Consider the following 16,200-nt stretch of genomic DNA (forward strand, 5'->3'; position numbering starts at 1 on the left):
ACCCCGACCCCCGTAACCCGCAGAAACTGCTCCCGCACCTCCCGGTACCGCAGCAGCTCCGCCGCCACGGGGTCGAGCACCCGGGCCCGGCCGCACCCCGAGGCGGCCTCCCGCAACCGGCGCTCCGCCTCCAGCCCGTACCGTCGCGCGGGTCCGCTCGCCGCCAGTTTGCAGGCCCACTCGACGCCCGGGCCGCCCACGATGCCGACGACCATCAGCAGCACGGGCACGCCGAGGTTCGGCGACATGAACCCGATGACCTGCCCCAGCAGCCACAGCCCGCCCACGACTTGGAGGATGGTCATGGCCGCCTGTGCGAGGACGGCGACCGGCCACCATCCGGGCCGCGGCGGCCGCCCGACGGGAGTCCCGGCCCGTACCGCCAGTTCGTCCAAGGCCTCGGACAGCCCCTGCGACCCACGTACGGCCGCCTCCCGCACCGCCTGCGCCCAGGGCGCGGGCAGTCCGCCGGCCGCCTGCTCGGCGACCGTGCGCACCGCCTGCTCGACGCGCTGCCGCGCCGTGGCCTCCTCGTCGGCCTGTGCCCGTACCGAGAGGCGTCCGGTCGGTGGTTCGCGCCGGTCCTGGTGCCAGCGCCACAGCCGTAGCCAGGGCGTGCCGCACGCGCGGTTGGCGTTGCGGCGCCACGCGCGTTCGGCCGCCTCGCCCGCCGCCGTGGCGCCGACCGCGTCGGCGAGACGGTCGGCGAACTCGTCGCGCGCCTCCTCGCTGAGCCCCGCCGTCCGCCGGTTCGCGTAGACGGGCCACAGGCGCACCGCGGCCGCGTCCACGTCGGCGGAGATCCGGCGGGCCGCGGCGCCCCGTTCGGCCACGAAATGGCCGAGCACCTCGCGCAGTTCACCGATGCCGTCGCCGGTGAGCGCGGACAGCGCAAGGACGGTCGCGCCCGGCTCGCCGTACTCGCCGAGGGCGATCCCGTCCTCGTCGAGCAGCCGCCGCAGGTCGTCGAGGACCTGGTCGGCGGCTTCTCCGGGCAGCCGGTCGATCTGGTTGAGGACCACGAAGGTGACCTCCGCGTGTCCCGCCATGGGCCGCAGATAGCGCTCATGAAGTACGGCGTCGGCGTACTTCTCCGGGTCGACGACCCAGATGACGGCGTCCACGAGAGCGAGGATCCGGTCGACGTGTTCGCGGTGCTGGACGGCCGCCGAGTCGTGGTCGGGCAGGTCCACCAGGACGAGCCCGCGCAACTGTGCCTCGGCCTCCGCGCTCTGCAGGGGCCGACGGCGCAGCCGGCCGGGAATGCCGAGTCGGTCGATGAGGCCGGCCGCGCCGTCGCTCCAACTGCAGGCGATGGGGGCGGCGGTGGTCGGCCTGCGTACCCCGGTCTCCGAGATGGCCACTCCGGCGAGCGCGTTGAAGAGCTGCGACTTGCCGCTTCCGGTGGCTCCGGCGATGGCGACGACGGTGTGCTGCCCCGAGAGCCTGCGCCGCGCCGCTGCCTCGTCCAGAACCTGTCCCGCCTCGGCGAGGGTCCGGCTGTCGAGCCGCGTGCGGGAGAGCCCCACCAGTTCGCGCAGGGCGTCGAGGCGGGACCTCAGCGGCCCGTCGTACGCGAGGGGGGTCACCACGGGCGGTCTGTTGTCCACGACGGTCTCCTGTACGGGCCTGGTCTGTCCCTCGGCCGTGGCGGTCACACGGCGTGCGATCAGCCCGTCGTCCCAGGCGCCCGCCGACTCAGCGGCGTCGGCGTCGTCCGCGCCGCCCGTGCCGTCGGCGGCAGCGACCCGCTCGGAGTCGTCACGGTCCCCCGGGCGCCTGCTCCCCGAATCACCACTCTCCTTGCGGGCGGCCTTCCTGCCGGGCCTGTCAGGCCTATCAGGGTCCTTCTTGCGGGCGCTTCTCCGGTCGGTCACGGGATCGTCCTCCACGCGCGCGTGCCCACGGCCCGAACGCTTCCCGTCCCAGCGCTTCTCACCCCGGCGCTCTTCGCTCACACGTTCCCGACCCACGCCCTCCTGGCCCGAGCCCTCCTGTGCCGTGCGCTGATGACCTGAGCGCTGCTGACCCGAGCACTCCTGGTCAGGACGCCCTTCCTCCGGGCGCCCCTCGCCCTCCCGCCCCTCGTCGTCGTCTCCCGGCTGGTCGGCGTGATCCGTGTGGTCCGTGACGGCGGTCACCGCGGTCACCTCTCCTTCTGCAGTACGGACAGCGCGGCGATGAGTTCGGCCTGGGGTTCCGGATGTACGTCGAGGGCGTCGAGCGGGGCGAGCCGCCGCTCCCGTTCGTCGTGCAGCGTCCTGTCGAGGTAGTCGGTGAGCAGCCGGCCGCCCTTGTCGCGCAGCCGCAGCGCACCGTGGGCACCGATCCGCTCGGCGAGCCCTTCGCCCGCGGACCGCGCCCGCCGGCCGCCCAGGAGCGCGGTGGCGACCAGCGCGGCCACCACCTCGGGATCCGGTGCGACGCTCTTCTCCAGGGCGCGCACCTCCTCCTCCGCGTACTCCTCGAGGATCCGCCGCCAGCGCCGTACGGCCAGCCCGATGCGGTGCTCAGCGCTCTCCAGCACCGGATCCCGGTCCGTCAGCCCCGGGGCCGACGCGGCGGGTTCGCGCCGCCACGCCTCGTCGATGCGCTCGTCGGCCGCGGTGACGGCGCACAGCAGGAGTGCGGCCAGGCTCTCGACGAGCGCGTCGAGCAGTTCACCGGCGGTGCAGTCCAGCGGGTAGCTGCGCCACCGCTTGAGCGCACCCCCGGCGAGGACGGCCCCGGCCTGCAGGCGGCCCCGCAGACGCGTGTACTCGCTGTCGTACGCCCCGTCGACGGCCGCGGTGAGCCGCAGCGCGGCGGCGTACTGGGCGGCGGAGGCGCTGGCGAGTTCGGGCATCCGTGACTTCAGCGAGTCGAGCACTCCGTAGGCCGTGCGGGCCATCGCCTGATGCCGGGAGCCCGGATCCTGCACCTGCTGGGCGAGCCAGGCCCGCAGGGGCGCCACGGCGGTGGCCGGAAGCAGCCCCCCACCCCAGGCGGATTCGGGCAGTTCGGGCACGGTGAAGCGGGGTACCTCGCCGAGCCCCGCCTTGGCGAGCAGCGCGCCGTACTGGCGGGAGACCTCGGACACCACCTGGTGGGGCACCCGGTCGAGCACGGTGACGAGGGTGGCGTCGTGCTCCTTGGCGGTACGCAGCAGATGCCAGGGCACCGCGTCGGCGTACCGTGCCGCCGTGGTGACCATGACCCAGATGTCGGCCGCGCAGATGAGTTCGGCGGCGAGCACCCGGTTGTCGGCCACCAAGGAGTCGATGTCGGGCGCGTCGAGGAGCGCGAGCCCGCGCGGGAGGGTGTCGGCCGTCTCGATCCGCAGCACGCGCGTGTCGTCCTCACCCGGCAGCAGCGGATCGTCACCGGCGTCCTGTTGGGGCACCCACACGCGCGTGAGGTCGGGCAGTACGCGCATCCCGCTGAACCAGTGATGGTCCTCGGGATGGCAGACGAGCACCGGCGTACGCGTCGTGGGCCGAAGCACCCCGGCCTCACTGACCCGCCGCCCCACAAGGGAGTTGACCAGCGTCGACTTGCCGGCTCCGGTCGATCCTCCGATCACGGCGAGCAGGGGTGCTTCGGGTTCCCTCAAGCGGGGCACGAGATAGTCGTCGAGTTGCGCGAGCAGTTCGTCGCGGTTGGCACGCGCGCGTGGAGCCCCCGCCAGGGGCAGCGGGAAGCGTGCGGCGGCGACACGGTCGCGCAGGGCGGAGAGTGCGTCGAGCAGCTGGGGCCGTACGTCCAAGGTCACCACATGCGAAGAATGCCCAATTTTGGAGGCTTTCTAAAGCATATGGGCATGTCTGCGCGCCGACAGGACACACGGGGCGGAAGGGACGACTGGGGCGCAGGCATAACGAGTGCACAACACCCGGGGCGTGAGACGCCAAAAGCGATGCACGATTCGCACCTGCCTGCGATTATCAGGACCGCTTCACTGAACCTCCACATTGAGCCACGGAGGCGAAGCGCCAGGCAAAGGGACCCAGGAGCTCTATCCTTGTCCCCGGCACGGCACAGCCCCGCCCACATCCGGGCACCAGCACCACAGGCCACCACACCCGGCCCCCGTAGCTCAGTGGATAGAGCAGGCGCCTTCTAAGCGCTTGGCCGCAGGTTCGAGTCCTGCCGGGGGCGCCTCTCCCCGCCCTCCCTCCGGGAGGGCTTTTTTGCTGCCCCGCGCCGACGGGCCCGGCGTCCTGGGGGCCGGGCGACGCCACTAGCCTGTGGCCATGAGCGCAGTGGGGGACGTGGTCGACGGGCGGTTCGAGCTGATCGGACGGCTCGGGAGCGGAGGCATGGGGACGGTGTGGCGGGCGCGCGACGGCGTGCTGCACCGGGAGGTCGCCCTCAAGGCCGTACGGCAGGACGCGGCGGCCTCCGAAGCCGTCCGAGAGCGGGTCCTGCGCGAGGCGCGGGCCCTCGCCCGGGTCAGCCACCCGAACGTGGTGATGATCCATCACATCGTCGACGACGACCCGCACCCGTGGCTCGTGATGGAACTCGTGGAAGGCGTCTCGCTCCAGGAGCGGCTCGACGCCGGTCCGCTGCCCCCCACGGAGGCCGCCCGCCTGGGCCGGCAGGTGCTCGCCGCGCTGCGCGCCGCCGACGCGTCCGGAGTCCAGCACCGGGACGTCAAACCCGCCAACATCCTGCTGCGTGCCGACGGCTCCGCCGTGCTCACCGACTTCGGTATCGCGGCGCTCCAGGGTTCGACCGCGCTGACGGCCACCGGCGAACTCATCGGCTCCCCCGAGTACATCGCCCCCGAACGGATCCGCGGCAACAACGACGATCCGGCGTCCGACCTCTGGTCCCTGGGTCTCGTCCTGTACGTGTGCGTGGAGGGCGTCAGTCCGCTGCGCCGCGGGACGGCCCTGACCACGCTGGCCGCCGTGCTCGACGAGGCCGTGCCCCCGCCGGTGCGCTCCGGCCCGCTGTCGCCCGTACTCGAGGCCCTGCTCGTACGCGATCCGGCGGCCCGGCCCGACGCGGCCCGGCTGGACGCGATGCTGGCCCAGGTCGAGTCGGGTACGGCGCCGAAGTGGTCGGCGCCGACGGCGACTGCCACGCTGCCGCCCCCTCCGACGGGCCCGACGGCTCCGACGCGCATCCTCGACGTACCCCCCGAGTCGGGCGGCTCCGTACCGTCCGAGTCGGGTGGCTCCGTGCCCGCCGAGCCGGTCGGCGCCCTCACGGTGCCCGTCCGGAGTCACCGCCCGCCCAGACCCTGGAGGCGTGCGGCGCTCGCCGCCGCTGCCGCCGTCACCGTCGTCGCCCTCGCGGCGGCCGCGACCACCCTGTACCTCAACCTGCGCGATCCGGGCGCCAAGCACAGCGACGCCGCGGGAGGCGGCGCGTCGAAGTCCGCCGCCTCGCCCTCGCAATCCGAGAAACGGACATCGGAGCCCGCGGACGCGCCGACGCCGTCCACGACACCCACCCCGACACCGTCGCAGCCGCAGGGCTCCGCCACCCAGGGCTGGATCGCCCAGCTCTTCTCCGAACCGGTCGCCTCCGGCACCGCTGTCCGGGACCAACGGCTCGCCGTTGTCCGGCAGACCGTCCCCGAGGCCGTCTACCTCCGCAGCGACGACTACGCGTCCCTCCGCCCCGGTTACTGGGTCGTCTACGCCCCGGGCCCCTTCACCGACGGCCGCGCCGCCCTGACCTTCTGCGACAGCCGCGGCAGGACCACACCGACCAGCTGCACCGGCCGATACCTGAGCACGAGCGCCGACGACTACGGCTTCCAGTGCCGCCCCCCGGCCGCCGCCGCGACGGGCCGCTGCACCCGCCCGTGACACGGTCCGGCAACTCGCCGCTCAGCCCCTGCGCCTGCGCCTGCCCGTGCCCGTGACGGCATCAGGGAAAGGGACCGTCCCGCCCCGTGAGGTCCCCTCACCCCGGGCCGCCGGTCGGCTCAGGCGGCCTCGTCCGCCCTCCGGTACACCCCGTCGCTGCGGCGCAGATGATGCTGGTCCACCAAACTCCGGCGCAGCGTCACATGGTCGGTCTGTCCGCCCTCGCACCAGCCGCGCAGCTTCTCGTTCACCTCGGGCTCGCTGTAGTCGGCGCCCGGCCGGAACGTCTCCTCGGCAATGTGCCGCAGGACGATCAGCTTGCGGTTCCACCGGGCGGGCAGCCGCGTCAGCCGACCGTCGCGCACGAAGGTCCGCAAGATCGCCTTTTCCGCGTCGCGGGCCGATCCGGCCTCCGTACGAGCCGTACCGGTCATGGGGGCACCCCTTCCTCCTGGGCAGGTGCCCGCCTCGTACGAACACCGCGGGGATGCTATGCGGAGGGGCACCGGGGCCTCATCCGGTTTTCCCGTCCCGGCCGGACACTCTCCGCATCCGGTTCTCGGTCTCTCGGCCGAAGACCCCTTCAACTCATATGACTTATCACCCCATATGAAGCAGCTTGGTGGATGATGCGCCGCCGAGCACCGTTACCCGCCGTGAGCCTTCGCGTTGAAAGGGCAGTGCGGTCGCGTTCATGCTGCCGCGCTCACCGATTCGAAGGAGAGAACGTGATGTCTCGCATCGCGAAGGCAGCCGGTGTCGCGCTCGGCACCAGTGCCGTTGTCATCAGTGGCGCCGGCCTGGCCATGGCCGACGCGGACGCCGCGGGCAAGGCCGTCGGCTCGCCCGGCGTCCTGTCGGGCAACGTCATCCAGGTCCCGGTCAACGTGCCGGTCAACGTCTGCGGCAACACCGTGAACGTCATCGGCCTGCTGAACCCGGCGTTCGGCAACAAGTGCGCGAACCTCGACGACGGCCCCAAGGGCTACGGCCGCTGAGCCACCGCACCCACGTGAAGGCCCCCGGCGACAGAACACCGCCGGGGGCCTTCACGTGCCCGGACCATCTCCCGCTCCGGCGCCTCACACGTACCGGTAGATCCGGCTGTGGTCCTCCATCTCGTCCGGCGTCACACCCCAGGGCGGCATCTCCTCGTGCCGCGCCACGATCCGTCCGTGCTGCAGGTCGCCCAGCTCTGGCGGCGACTTGGGCAGATACCGCGCGCCCTGGTGCCGCTTCTGCCAGCGCGTCCAGAGCAGGTCGACGAACGAGTGGTGCAGCCAGAAGACGGGGTCGTTGACCGAGGCCCCGCCGAGCATGTGTCCGCCGACCCAGCGGTGGACCCGGTTGTGGTTGCGCCAGGCGTCGTTGCCCCGTCCGGTCCCCCACCCTTCGAGCCTGTTGCGAAAGCCCCGGCCCGACGTGGAGTCCCAGGGCGCCACGTCGTACACGGGGTCCTTGAGGGCCCGGGCGAGTTCGGCGGCGGTGGGCAGGGCGAGCGGGTCGTGGGGCCGGCCCAGGTCACGCATGAGGTAGTCGCCGTCGGTCATCGACTCCTTGACGACCCACTTCTTGTGCCGGCGGGCGAACGGCCCGGTCGTCACCTGACGGTCGGACCGCCGCCCGTTGCCCCCGAGCAGGTCCTCCTGCCACAGCGAGGCGGCGGGTGTGCGGTCCTTCGTCCAGTCCCAGTACGGCACGGACACCCCGGCGTCCACCCGGCGCAGCGCCCGCTCCAGGTCGAGCAGGAACCGCCGGTGCCAGGGCAGGAAGGAGGGCGCCATGTGGGCCGCACGCAGCCCGCCCTCGCCGTCCGACACGTAGTGGTCGATGTGCATGCGGACGAACTCGTCGTACTCACCGGTGCGTTTGATCTCCAGGAACGCTCCGACGAGCCTGCGCTTCTCCGTACGCGTCAGCGCGCTCACGTTCTTACGCGTGTACGCCATGCCCGTGCTCCTCCCCCCGCCCCGCCTCCGCGGCGGGCTCGCGCAGCCGCAGTGTGCCGCCCAGTTCGTCCACGGCCGCGCGGGCGGCGGCCAGCGGTGTCGGGTACGACTGGTAGTGGTCGACCATCGTCAGATAGCCGCCGTCGGCCCGCCGCATGAGATGCAGCGGCCGCTCGTCCACCGTGACCCGCCACGGCACGGCCTGCGCCGCACGCGCGGCCCCGGCCGTGCGCACGCCGTCCGCCGCGTCCTTGAACCCGCGGATGCGGCGCCCGCGGTACATCTCGTCGAACCCGGCGGCGGACTCCGCCTCGAACTCGGCCGCCTCCCCCGGCGGGCCACCGGCCGGCCCGCCGGGTACGTACGGCTCCGCGCGTGACGGCCTCGACGCCGCGACGAGCGGTGCCAGAGCCGCCGTCACAGCCGCGGCGAGCACCCCTCTCAGGACGTCCCGCCGCGTGCCCTCAACCCCTCTCACCCGCACTTCTCCACCCCCTCCATCACCATCCGTACGGGTTTCGCGTCGCCTACAGCCCGGGCGCGAGGCCCAGGTTCGCCCCCGGTGCCGCCTGAAGGACCGGAGCGAGGATGCCGACCTCGGGCAGCTTCGGGTCCGGGAGGCCGAGCTTGTCCGGGCGCGGCGCGCTCAGCGGCGCGTCGAGCGAGGCACCGGGCGTCAGGGCGCGCAGGTCGGAGGTGGGGGTGCTGGCGGCGAGGTGGTCGAAGGTGTCCCCGAGCACCCGCGGCAGCGGCGTACGCAGATCGAGCGAGGGCAGCTGGCCGCTGACCGGCAGTTGCGGGACGGCCCGGTCCGGCAGCAGCCGGCCTTCGACGTACCGCGGCCCGTCGGGGCTGCCCGGCATGAGCAGCGGCACGGTCCCACCGATCCTGGGCATCTCCATGTTCAGGGAGTTCTCCACGCCTTCCAGCGGTACGGCGACCGGGACCCCGTCGGCCGCGACGGCGGGCGTCGCGACGGCGGCCGCCACACAGGTGACGACGGCGGCAAGAGTTCCTCGGGTGGTGGACTTCATCTCAGGCACGGGCCTTTCGGGATTCGGGGGGTGCGTCCGAAACGGGTAACGACCCGGCGAACAGGATCAGGTCAAAATTCCCCCGGTGGATGCAATCTTCAGCTCGTCCAGAAGTCCCACCAACGCGTCAACACGAGCATGCCGATCACCCCCAGGTGCAATACCGGCAGGACCCAGGTGAATTCGGCGAGGAAGATCCGCACCCGGGGTGACGCGGGCAGGAATTCATTTCGTACGTTGAACGACGTCACGTACCAGAACATGACGACGGTGGCGATCCACGCCAGGCAGCACCACAGGCACAGCGAGTTGATCCGGTACAGCGACTCGTACTGGAGCCAGGTCACGAAGCCGACGCCGAACAGCGTGCCCGCGTCGAAGGTCAGCCAGTACCAGCGCGGGAACACCGCACCGGCGAGCAGACTCACGCCGACGCAGATCACGATGGCGTACGCGACCAGACCGAGCATCGGGTTGGGGAACCCGAAGACGGAGGCCTGGTCGCTCTTCATGATGTTGCCGCAGGAGACGACCGGGTTCAGGCTGCAGCCCGGCGTGAAGTCCGGGTCCTCCAGCAGCTTGAACTTGTCGATGGTGATGACCCAGGAGGCCAGCAGTCCGGCCGCGCCCGTGATCACCAGCAGAAGGGCGAACGCCCGGCCGGCACCCGCGGTGCGCATCGTCAGCCGCGCAGACTGCGGGCCGGAACGAGGGCGTGCGCCGCGTTGTTCAGGGTCTCCTCGTCACCGGCGAAGGCGGCCAGGGCCTCCGGCGCGACGGGCTTGCCCGGCTCGGCCTCGGGCCACGGGCGGGTGGTGAACAGGAGGTAGGCGTAACCGCGTTCACCGACCGCGGCGAGCCACTCCGGCGGTGCGGTGCACTGGGCGTTGAGGTGCGCCATGGTGACGACGGCCTGCCCGGCCTCGACGAGGAGGACGACGGGGAAGCTCGGCTGCCGGGTGCCGTCGACGATCTCGTCGCCGATGGGCAGGCCGTTGCGGGTCAGCAGCTGCTCGACGGCGGCCGTGGAGCCTTCGGGGCCGCCCTTGCCGTCACCGAGGGAGTAGGCGAGCAGGAAGGGCATGTCCCCGTCGGGGTGTTCGCCGCTCCACGCCATGACGACGAGGGTGCCGAGGTCCGCGGCGTTAAAGGGACGCGTTTCGCTTGAGGTTGAGGTCACCGCGGAACCGTATCGACGTGCCGGAATACGTCCGCTCCCTTTCTCACCCGCCCGGGGGATTTCCGTCCGGGTCTCCACACGAACGAGGGACGGTGTCGAACGGGCGGGAAGATCATTCGGAACACGGCGAATAGTCGGAGAACAACACGAAGGGCCGGTCCGCGTGATGCGTGACCGGCCCTTCGCCTCTTCCGAAGTCACTTCTGCAGAGGAAGTCCACCCAGGAGACCCGTGGGCCCGCCCGCCTCGTTCAGGGTCTCCGTCGCGCCCTTGACGGTGCTGAGCACGGAGTCCTCGTTCTCGGTGTCGAGAGCCCTGGACTGCGACTGCAGGGGCATGGCGTCCACCGGCTCGTTGGTGAGCGCGCCGAGGGCCGACTCGAGACCGCCGTTGAGGCTCGTGGGCGTGAGGTCGGCGGCAAAGGCGGGCGCGGCGACACCAGCGATGACCAGGGACCCGGCAACGACAGCGGCGGCCTTCAGGGACTTCATCGTGTTCCTTTCTTCGGTGACTCGCGTCACCAGAGGGAATTGTCAGTGCTCAGACCTCGTGCGTGCCTGCTCTCGCACTGCTTCCTGCCCAACGATCCCCGCTCGGGACGGAAACCCCGTACGCCGAAAATTCCTGGAACCCACCCGATTGAAGGGGGTGTCTCATCGTCAAATGGGATCCCTCATATGACATCCCTGAAAGATTGTGCAAAAAGACGTGGGAACAGCCGTCGGGCCGGCCCGGGTGACGGGCCGGCCCGACGGGCGGGACGGCGACTGCTTCGCCTCAGCCACCGCTCCCGGCTCCGGGAGGGCAGCGGTCGTGGGCCGCTCAGGACGGCAGCGGAAGCCCGCCCGCGGGCAGCTTGGGCAGCGCGGGCAGACCCGGCAGGCTCGGTGCGGGCAGGCCGCCGCCCAGCACCACGGCGGCGACGAAGTTGACGAGCCCCGTCACGACCGCCGTCGCGGCCGCTCCCACAGCGGCGACATCGCCGCTGGTGGCCGCCTTGACGAGGGAATCGACCGCGCCCTGAAGCGCCTTGAGCGCGTCGGCCTTGAGGTCGAGCGGGACCTGCGCGGCCACGCGGTCGGCGGCCTCCGGCATCGGGAGCCCGGGGGCGGCGGGAAGCGCCGGCAGGACCGCGGGCGGAGCGACCGGCAGGGCCGGCACGGCGGGCGCGTTCGGAAGGGCGGGCGCGTTCGGGACGGCGGGGGCCGAGGGGACGGCCGGCTCGGCCGGCGTCTTCACCGGCGGGGCCACGGGAGCGGCCGGAGCCGCCGCGGTGACCTTGGCGATGGCGTCCTTCACCGCGTCCGCGAGCTTGGCCGCGTCGGCGGCGGGGAGTTGGCCGTTGTCGGCCTTGAGCACGGCGTCGAGCAGGTCGGTGACCGGCTTCAGCACCCCCCCGACGTCACCGAGGCTCTTCACCTGCGCCAGCAGAGCGTCCGCTCCGGGCACCGGCGCCTGGGCCGCTATGGGGCGGGCGTCACTCGTCGAGCCGTGGTCGGCGGCCACGGCGACGGGGCCGGTGATCCCCAGCAGGAGCGTGGCACAGAGCGCGGAGGTCGCGATACGCCGTGCGGGCAGAGCACGCATGGAGGGTCCTTTCGATGGTGCGTCGGGTCTTGTGATCACCGTGTAATCGGTGACCGCCGCCTGCAACCGATCGGCCGCGCACGACAGCGGCCCGCACCCGCCGTCATGACCGTTGTCCCTGGTGAGGCGCCATGCCCGGGCCCGCCAGGGGTACTTGCAGCCCTTCCCTCCATTCGGGGCAACGCAGACCGGCCGCCCTCCCGTGCGGGAGGACGGCCGGTCAGGGACGGCGTTGCGACGTCAGTCGTTCACGCACTCGTTGCCGAACGCCGGGTTCAGCAGCGCGATGACGTTCACGGTGTTGCCGCAGACGTTGACCGGCACGTGGACGGGGACCTGGAGAAGGTTGCCCGACAGGACGCCCGGGGAGTGGGCGGTGGCGCCGTGCGCGTCACTGTCGGCGGCGGCGACACCGGCGGTGCCCGCCATGGCGGCGGCGGCAACGGAAGTAAGGACCAGGCCCTTCGCGATACGCGACATGGAGAAGTGCTCCTTGGGATCTAAACAACAGCCGTGCGGGGTGCCCGGCTCTGGAATCAACGCGCGGCACGGGCGCGGGTTGTGCCTCCAAAAGAGTGACGCTTCGAGCCGTTACCGGAAGCGGGCTCGGGGGTTATCCCGGGGTATGCACACCATTCCGACACACTTGGCGGGTTTCACCGATAAATACGGATAGCGGCTACAGTTGCGTTCCTCCTCAGGCCGCTTGAAACAGACGGGGCGTCATGACGGCACTCATGTGACGTCCGCATCTCGTCCGTCCGTCCGCAGGGTCAGAACCTCTTCCGCCGAAATTCCCCCCGAAAGGGCAACGCCGGTCATGCGCAATTCCCTGGGTCTTCTGCTGCGCCGTGGGATGGTGGGTGCCTTTTCCCTCGCCTCGCTGTGGTCGCCGGTCGGTCCGGCGGCGGCCGCCCCTGCCCCTCCGGGCACGCCGGCCGCCGCCGAGGCGCAGAGCCTCCCGTTCACGCAGCGGTACCGCGCGCTCCGGCACGGCGGGATCGTCCGGGCCGCCAATTCGTCGATCACCTGCCGCGGGCCCGTCGTGCGCACGGCGGTGTCCTGTCCGGCCGCCCGCGCGGGCAGGGCGGTCGCGAACGACGCCTTCGACATGTTCTACATCGACGTCGACAGCGACCCGAACACCTACAACTCCAGCCGTGCCGAGGTCCGCCTACCGGCCGGCGCCCGGGTCTCGTACGCGCGGCTGTACTGGGGCGGCAACCTCCGGGTCGGTGAGCAGAAGCCGCCCAAGGACAACGGTCGCGTACTGATCGCCGAGCCCGGCGGCCAGTACCAGGAGGTCCTCGCGGACACCCTCGTCGGACACCGGGCGGCTCGGGGCGCGGACGCCTTCCAGGCCTCGGCGGACGTCACCCCCCTGGTGCGGTCGAGCGGCGCGGGCGCGTACACCGTGGCGCAGGTCAACGTGGCCATGGGGCGCTCGGCGGCCGGTGCGTGGGGCGGGTGGACGCTGATGGTGGCGTACGAGAAGAAGTCCGAGCCGCTGCGGCATCTGGCGATCTGGGACGGCTTCGACCCGCTGGGCCGGGGCGGCGACCGGACCGTCCGGATGCGCGGTGTGAAGTTCCCCGAAGGAGCCGCGGGACGCATGGGGTTCGTCGCCTACAACGGCGACCGCGGGCGGACCGGCGACTCGCTCACCGTGTCGGACGGGCGGGGCCGGGCGGTTCCCCTCACCGACGGCGCCAACCCCCGGGACGACGTACTGAACTCGACGATCAGCGAGCCCAGCGGGACGGCTCCCGGGCGGACGCCCGCGTATCCGAACACGCTCGGGTACGACTCCGACGTCCTCGACCTCCGCGAGGGCCTGCGGCGCGGCGGGGACCGGCTGGACTTCCGGCTGGTGTCGCGGCGGGACGCGGCCTGGGCCGGCGCGCTGTTCGTCGCCGTCGACGCGAAGCGCTGATGCCCTTCCCCTCTGCTCCCCTCTGCCCGAGTTCCCCCCGCGCTCCCTCCGAGCGCCACCCGTGAGCGAGGAAAGCCCGCATGCAACTGTCTTCGACCGGCCCCCGGCCACGGGTCCTGCACGTCTCCCAGCCCGTCGACGGCGGGGTGGCCCGGGTGGTCACGGACCTGGCGCGGTCCCAGCTGGCGGCCGGGGCGGAGGTCACCGTCGTCTGTCCGGCGGCCGGCGGCCTCGCCGCGGCGGCCGAGGCACTGGGCTCCGGTGTTCGGCACTGGCACGCGACCCGCTCACCGGGACCGTGGCTCGCGCAGGAGGTACGCGCTCTGCGGCAGATCGTGCGGGAGGTGCGCCCCGACGTGGTGCACGCGCACAGCGCCAAGGCCGGGCTCGCGGCGCGGCTCGCCGTGCGCGGGCAGGTGCCCACCGTGTTCCAGCCGCACGCCTGGTCGTTCGAGGCCGTCGGCGGGATCACCGGGATGGTCGCGCTCAACTGGGAACGGCTGGGGGCGCGTTGGGCGTCGCGGGTCGTGTGCGTCAGTGAGGCCGAGCGGCGCACCGGGCAGCGGTCCGGGGTCCGGGGGCGGTGGAGCGTCATCCCCAACGGGATCGACCTCACAGGTTTTCATCCGGCGCCGGTCGACACCGTACGCGCCGCGATTCCGCTCCTCGAAGGGGTCGATCCGGCGGCGCCTCTCGTGGTCTGCGTCGGGCGGCTGTGCCGGCAGAAGGGGCAGGACGTCCTCCTGGAGGCGTGGCGCGAGGTGACCCGGCGGGTGCCCGACGCGCGGCTCGTGCTGGTGGGGGACGGACCGGACGCGCGGGCGCTGCGGGCCGCGGCTCCCGCGTCCGTGCTGTTCGCCGGGGCCGTCACCGATGCCGTGCCCTGGTACCAGGCCGCCGATCTGGTGGTCCTGCCGTCCCGTTGGGAGGGCATGGCGCTGGCGCCGCTGGAGGCCATGGCCTGCGGGCGGCCCGTCGTGATCACCGACGTCGACGGGGCACGCGAGAGCCTGCCGCCGGGCCAGGGGCCGCGCTGTCTCGTGCCGTCCGAACGGCCGGACGCGCTGGCCGCGGCCGTCGCCGAGCTGCTCCTCGACCCGCTGCTGCGCGAGTCGCTCGGCCATCAGGGACGCCGGCACGTAACGACCACGCACGACGTCCGGCGCACGGCCGCGGCCGTCGCCGACGTGTACCGCGAACTGATCGGCACCTGGCCGACGGGACGGAACACGGGCGTGGACCACACCGAGTGCAGGGAGTCCATCCACACGTGACTGCGGAAAGTACCGTTCCCTCCCCCGGCGGCCGGCCGCGGGTGACGGACCACGGATTCTCGCCCGTCTCGGTCATCCCACCGCGCGAGGCCGCCGGCGGCTTCAGGTTCCCCAGCGGCCGGCGGCCCTTCGTACGGCGGGCCTCACGGCTGCCGCTGCCCGCCGTGGACGCCGTCGCCGCGCTGGCCGGCGGCTGCCTGGCGCTGCCCCGGCCCCATCCGCTCCCGCTCGCGCTGCTGGTGCTCGCGGTGCTGCTGCTGAACGCGCACGCGTCGCTGTACCGGGCCGCGCCCGTACCCGCCGTCCTGGACGAACTGCCCGCCGTCTGCGGCCGGATCGCGGTGAGCTGGTGTGCGCTGGCGGCGCTGCTCGCGGCGTACTCCCCGGAGCACGCGCTGTCCGCCCGCACCCTGGTCCTCGGCTGCGCCGTGCAGTCGCTGGTGAGCTGCGCGGGCCGCGGTCTCGTGCACGGACGGCGGCGCCGGGCACTGCTGCGGCGCCCGCGTGCCGCCCTGGTCGTCGGCCGCGCCGCGGTCGCGCAGCGGGTGGCGGCCGCCTTCCTGCGGCACCCGGCGTGCGGGGTACGGCCGGTGGGTGTCGTCGCCGACGAGTCGGGCGGCGGTGAGGGACTGCCCGTGCTGACCACCGGTGAGGAGGTCCAGCGGGCTTTCATCCAGAACGGCGTGCAGGACGTGCTCGTCGTCGGACCCGTGGCGCGTGTCGAACAGGGGCCGCTGCTGCGGGCGTTGGTCGAGTCGGGCTGCGCCGTGTGGGAGGTGGACGCGGACTCGCCGGCGTACGAGAGGACGGACCGGCTCGCCGGGTTCGCCTGTCGGAGGCTGCCCGTCGGGCGGCGGTACGGGAGCGCCGGGAAGCGGCTGCTGGACGTACTGGTGTCCGGCGCCCTGCTGCTGATGGTCAGTCCGGTGCTGCTGGTGTGCGCGGTCGTGCTGCGGGCCACCGACGGGCCCGGTGTGGTGTTCCGGCAGCAGCGGATCGGCAAGGACGGGCAGCCGTTCACCCTGCTGAAGTTCCGTACGCACCGGCCGGTCGACGCGCACGAGGCCGCGACCCGTTGGAGCGTGGCGAACGAACACGAGATGGGCTGGTTCTGCCGCTTCCTGCGGCGGACCTCGCTGGACGAGCTGCTCCAGCTGTGGAACGTCCTGTGGGGCGACATGAGCCTGGTCGGTCCGCGGCCCGAACGGCCGTTCTTCGTCGGCCAGTTCAGCCAGACGTACCCCGGTTACGCGTCCCGCCACCGGATGCGGACGGGGATCACCGGGCTCGCCCAGATCCACGGGCTGCGCGGCGACACCTCGATCGAGGACCGCTGCCGGTTCGACAACGCGTACATCGACAACTGGTCGCTCTGGCAGGACATCTGCATCCTGCTGCGCACCGCGGTCTCGCTCGTGCGTCCGACGGGGAGCTGAGCG

At 72.5% G+C, this 16,200-nt stretch carries 15 protein-coding genes, 1 tRNA gene and 1 pseudogene; 6 read left to right on the forward strand and 11 right to left on the reverse strand.

The genetic code is table 11. The annotated features are described in order from the left end of the window. Both KUF83_RS23835 and KUF83_RS23840 read right to left on the reverse strand, forming a co-directional pair. The coding region (locus tag KUF83_RS23835) for a YfjP family GTPase (RefSeq protein WP_217456848.1) at positions 1-2,141 on the reverse strand (2,141 nt) is incomplete at its 3' end. A 5-nt stretch (positions 2,142-2,146) separates the two neighbouring features. After that, positions 2,147-3,754 carry a dynamin family protein gene (locus KUF83_RS23840; RefSeq protein ID WP_217456849.1) on the reverse strand — a complete coding sequence of 536 codons (1,608 nt, stop codon included), beginning with the start codon at positions 3,752-3,754 and terminating at the stop codon, positions 2,147-2,149. A gap of 310 nt (positions 3,755-4,064) precedes the next feature. On the opposite strand from KUF83_RS23840, the gene KUF83_RS23845 reads away from it, so the two are divergent. Both KUF83_RS23845 and KUF83_RS23850 read left to right on the forward strand, forming a co-directional pair. Continuing rightward, positions 4,065-4,137 (forward strand) — tRNA-Arg (locus KUF83_RS23845). A gap of 95 nt (positions 4,138-4,232) precedes the next feature. Continuing rightward, positions 4,233-5,804, forward strand: a complete 1,572-nt coding sequence (locus KUF83_RS23850) for a serine/threonine-protein kinase (protein ID WP_217456850.1) — start codon at positions 4,233-4,235, stop codon at positions 5,802-5,804. A 119-nt stretch (positions 5,805-5,923) separates the two neighbouring features. Here the strand turns inward: KUF83_RS23850 and KUF83_RS23855 are convergent. Continuing rightward, positions 5,924-6,241: pseudogene (locus KUF83_RS23855) on the reverse strand (DUF2087 domain-containing protein); the annotation flags it as partial. A 294-nt stretch (positions 6,242-6,535) separates the two neighbouring features. Here KUF83_RS23855 and KUF83_RS23860 point away from each other — a divergent pair. Then, complete coding sequence (locus KUF83_RS23860; protein ID WP_217456852.1) at positions 6,536-6,802, forward strand: chaplin; 267 nt, start codon at positions 6,536-6,538, stop codon at positions 6,800-6,802. An 84-nt stretch (positions 6,803-6,886) separates the two neighbouring features. On the opposite strand, the gene KUF83_RS23865 is transcribed toward KUF83_RS23860, so the two are convergent. The 8 genes from KUF83_RS23865 to KUF83_RS23900 form a co-directional block, all read right to left on the reverse strand. Continuing rightward, the gene (locus tag KUF83_RS23865; RefSeq protein ID WP_217456853.1) at positions 6,887-7,753 is read right to left on the reverse strand and encodes a tyrosinase family protein; all 867 of its coding nucleotides are present in this window, start codon (positions 7,751-7,753) and stop codon (positions 6,887-6,889) included. After that, entirely contained in the window at positions 7,737-8,231 is a 495-nt protein-coding gene (locus KUF83_RS23870; RefSeq protein WP_308403114.1) for a tyrosinase family oxidase copper chaperone, read from the reverse strand. Before KUF83_RS23870 ends, KUF83_RS23865 begins: the two co-directional genes overlap by 17 nt. 49 nt (positions 8,232-8,280) lie before the next feature. Beyond that, on the reverse strand, positions 8,281-8,787 hold the full coding sequence (locus tag KUF83_RS23875) for a hypothetical protein (RefSeq protein ID WP_217456855.1): 507 nt from the start codon (positions 8,785-8,787) through the stop codon (positions 8,281-8,283). A 98-nt stretch (positions 8,788-8,885) separates the two neighbouring features. Next, the gene (locus KUF83_RS23880) at positions 8,886-9,467 is read right to left on the reverse strand and encodes a vitamin K epoxide reductase family protein (protein ID WP_217456856.1); all 582 of its coding nucleotides are present in this window, start codon (positions 9,465-9,467) and stop codon (positions 8,886-8,888) included. A gap of 2 nt (positions 9,468-9,469) precedes the next feature. Next, on the reverse strand, positions 9,470-9,967 hold the full coding sequence (locus tag KUF83_RS23885; protein WP_217456857.1) for a DUF5949 family protein: 498 nt from the start codon (positions 9,965-9,967) through the stop codon (positions 9,470-9,472). A 197-nt stretch (positions 9,968-10,164) separates the two neighbouring features. Then, positions 10,165-10,458: a hypothetical protein gene (locus KUF83_RS23890; RefSeq protein ID WP_217456858.1), complete on the reverse strand. Its 294-nt coding sequence runs from the start codon at positions 10,456-10,458 to the stop codon at positions 10,165-10,167. A 331-nt stretch (positions 10,459-10,789) separates the two neighbouring features. Then, positions 10,790-11,554, reverse strand: coding sequence for a hypothetical protein (locus tag KUF83_RS23895; RefSeq protein WP_217456859.1), 765 nt, complete (start codon positions 11,552-11,554; stop codon positions 10,790-10,792). Between the two features lie 240 nt (positions 11,555-11,794). Further along, the gene (locus KUF83_RS23900) at positions 11,795-12,034 is read right to left on the reverse strand and encodes a chaplin (protein ID WP_217456860.1); all 240 of its coding nucleotides are present in this window, start codon (positions 12,032-12,034) and stop codon (positions 11,795-11,797) included. A gap of 340 nt (positions 12,035-12,374) precedes the next feature. Here KUF83_RS23900 and KUF83_RS23905 point away from each other — a divergent pair, with 340 nt between their 5' ends. From KUF83_RS23905 to KUF83_RS23915, 3 genes are all read left to right on the forward strand, one after another. Next, entirely contained in the window at positions 12,375-13,487 is a 1,113-nt protein-coding gene (locus KUF83_RS23905) for a DUF3344 domain-containing protein (protein WP_217456861.1), read from the forward strand. Between the two features lie 80 nt (positions 13,488-13,567). Next, positions 13,568-14,761, forward strand: a complete 1,194-nt coding sequence (locus KUF83_RS23910) for a glycosyltransferase (protein ID WP_217456863.1) — start codon at positions 13,568-13,570, stop codon at positions 14,759-14,761. After that, the gene (locus tag KUF83_RS23915; RefSeq protein ID WP_217456870.1) at positions 14,758-16,197 is read left to right on the forward strand and encodes an exopolysaccharide biosynthesis polyprenyl glycosylphosphotransferase; all 1,440 of its coding nucleotides are present in this window, start codon (positions 14,758-14,760) and stop codon (positions 16,195-16,197) included. The genes KUF83_RS23910 and KUF83_RS23915 overlap by 4 nt, the downstream gene beginning before the upstream one ends. The last annotated feature ends 3 nt before the right edge of the window (positions 16,198-16,200 follow it).

Source organism: Streptomyces sp. BV286, from assembly GCF_019090165.1.
Classification (GTDB): Bacteria; Actinomycetota; Actinomycetes; order Streptomycetales; family Streptomycetaceae; genus Streptomyces.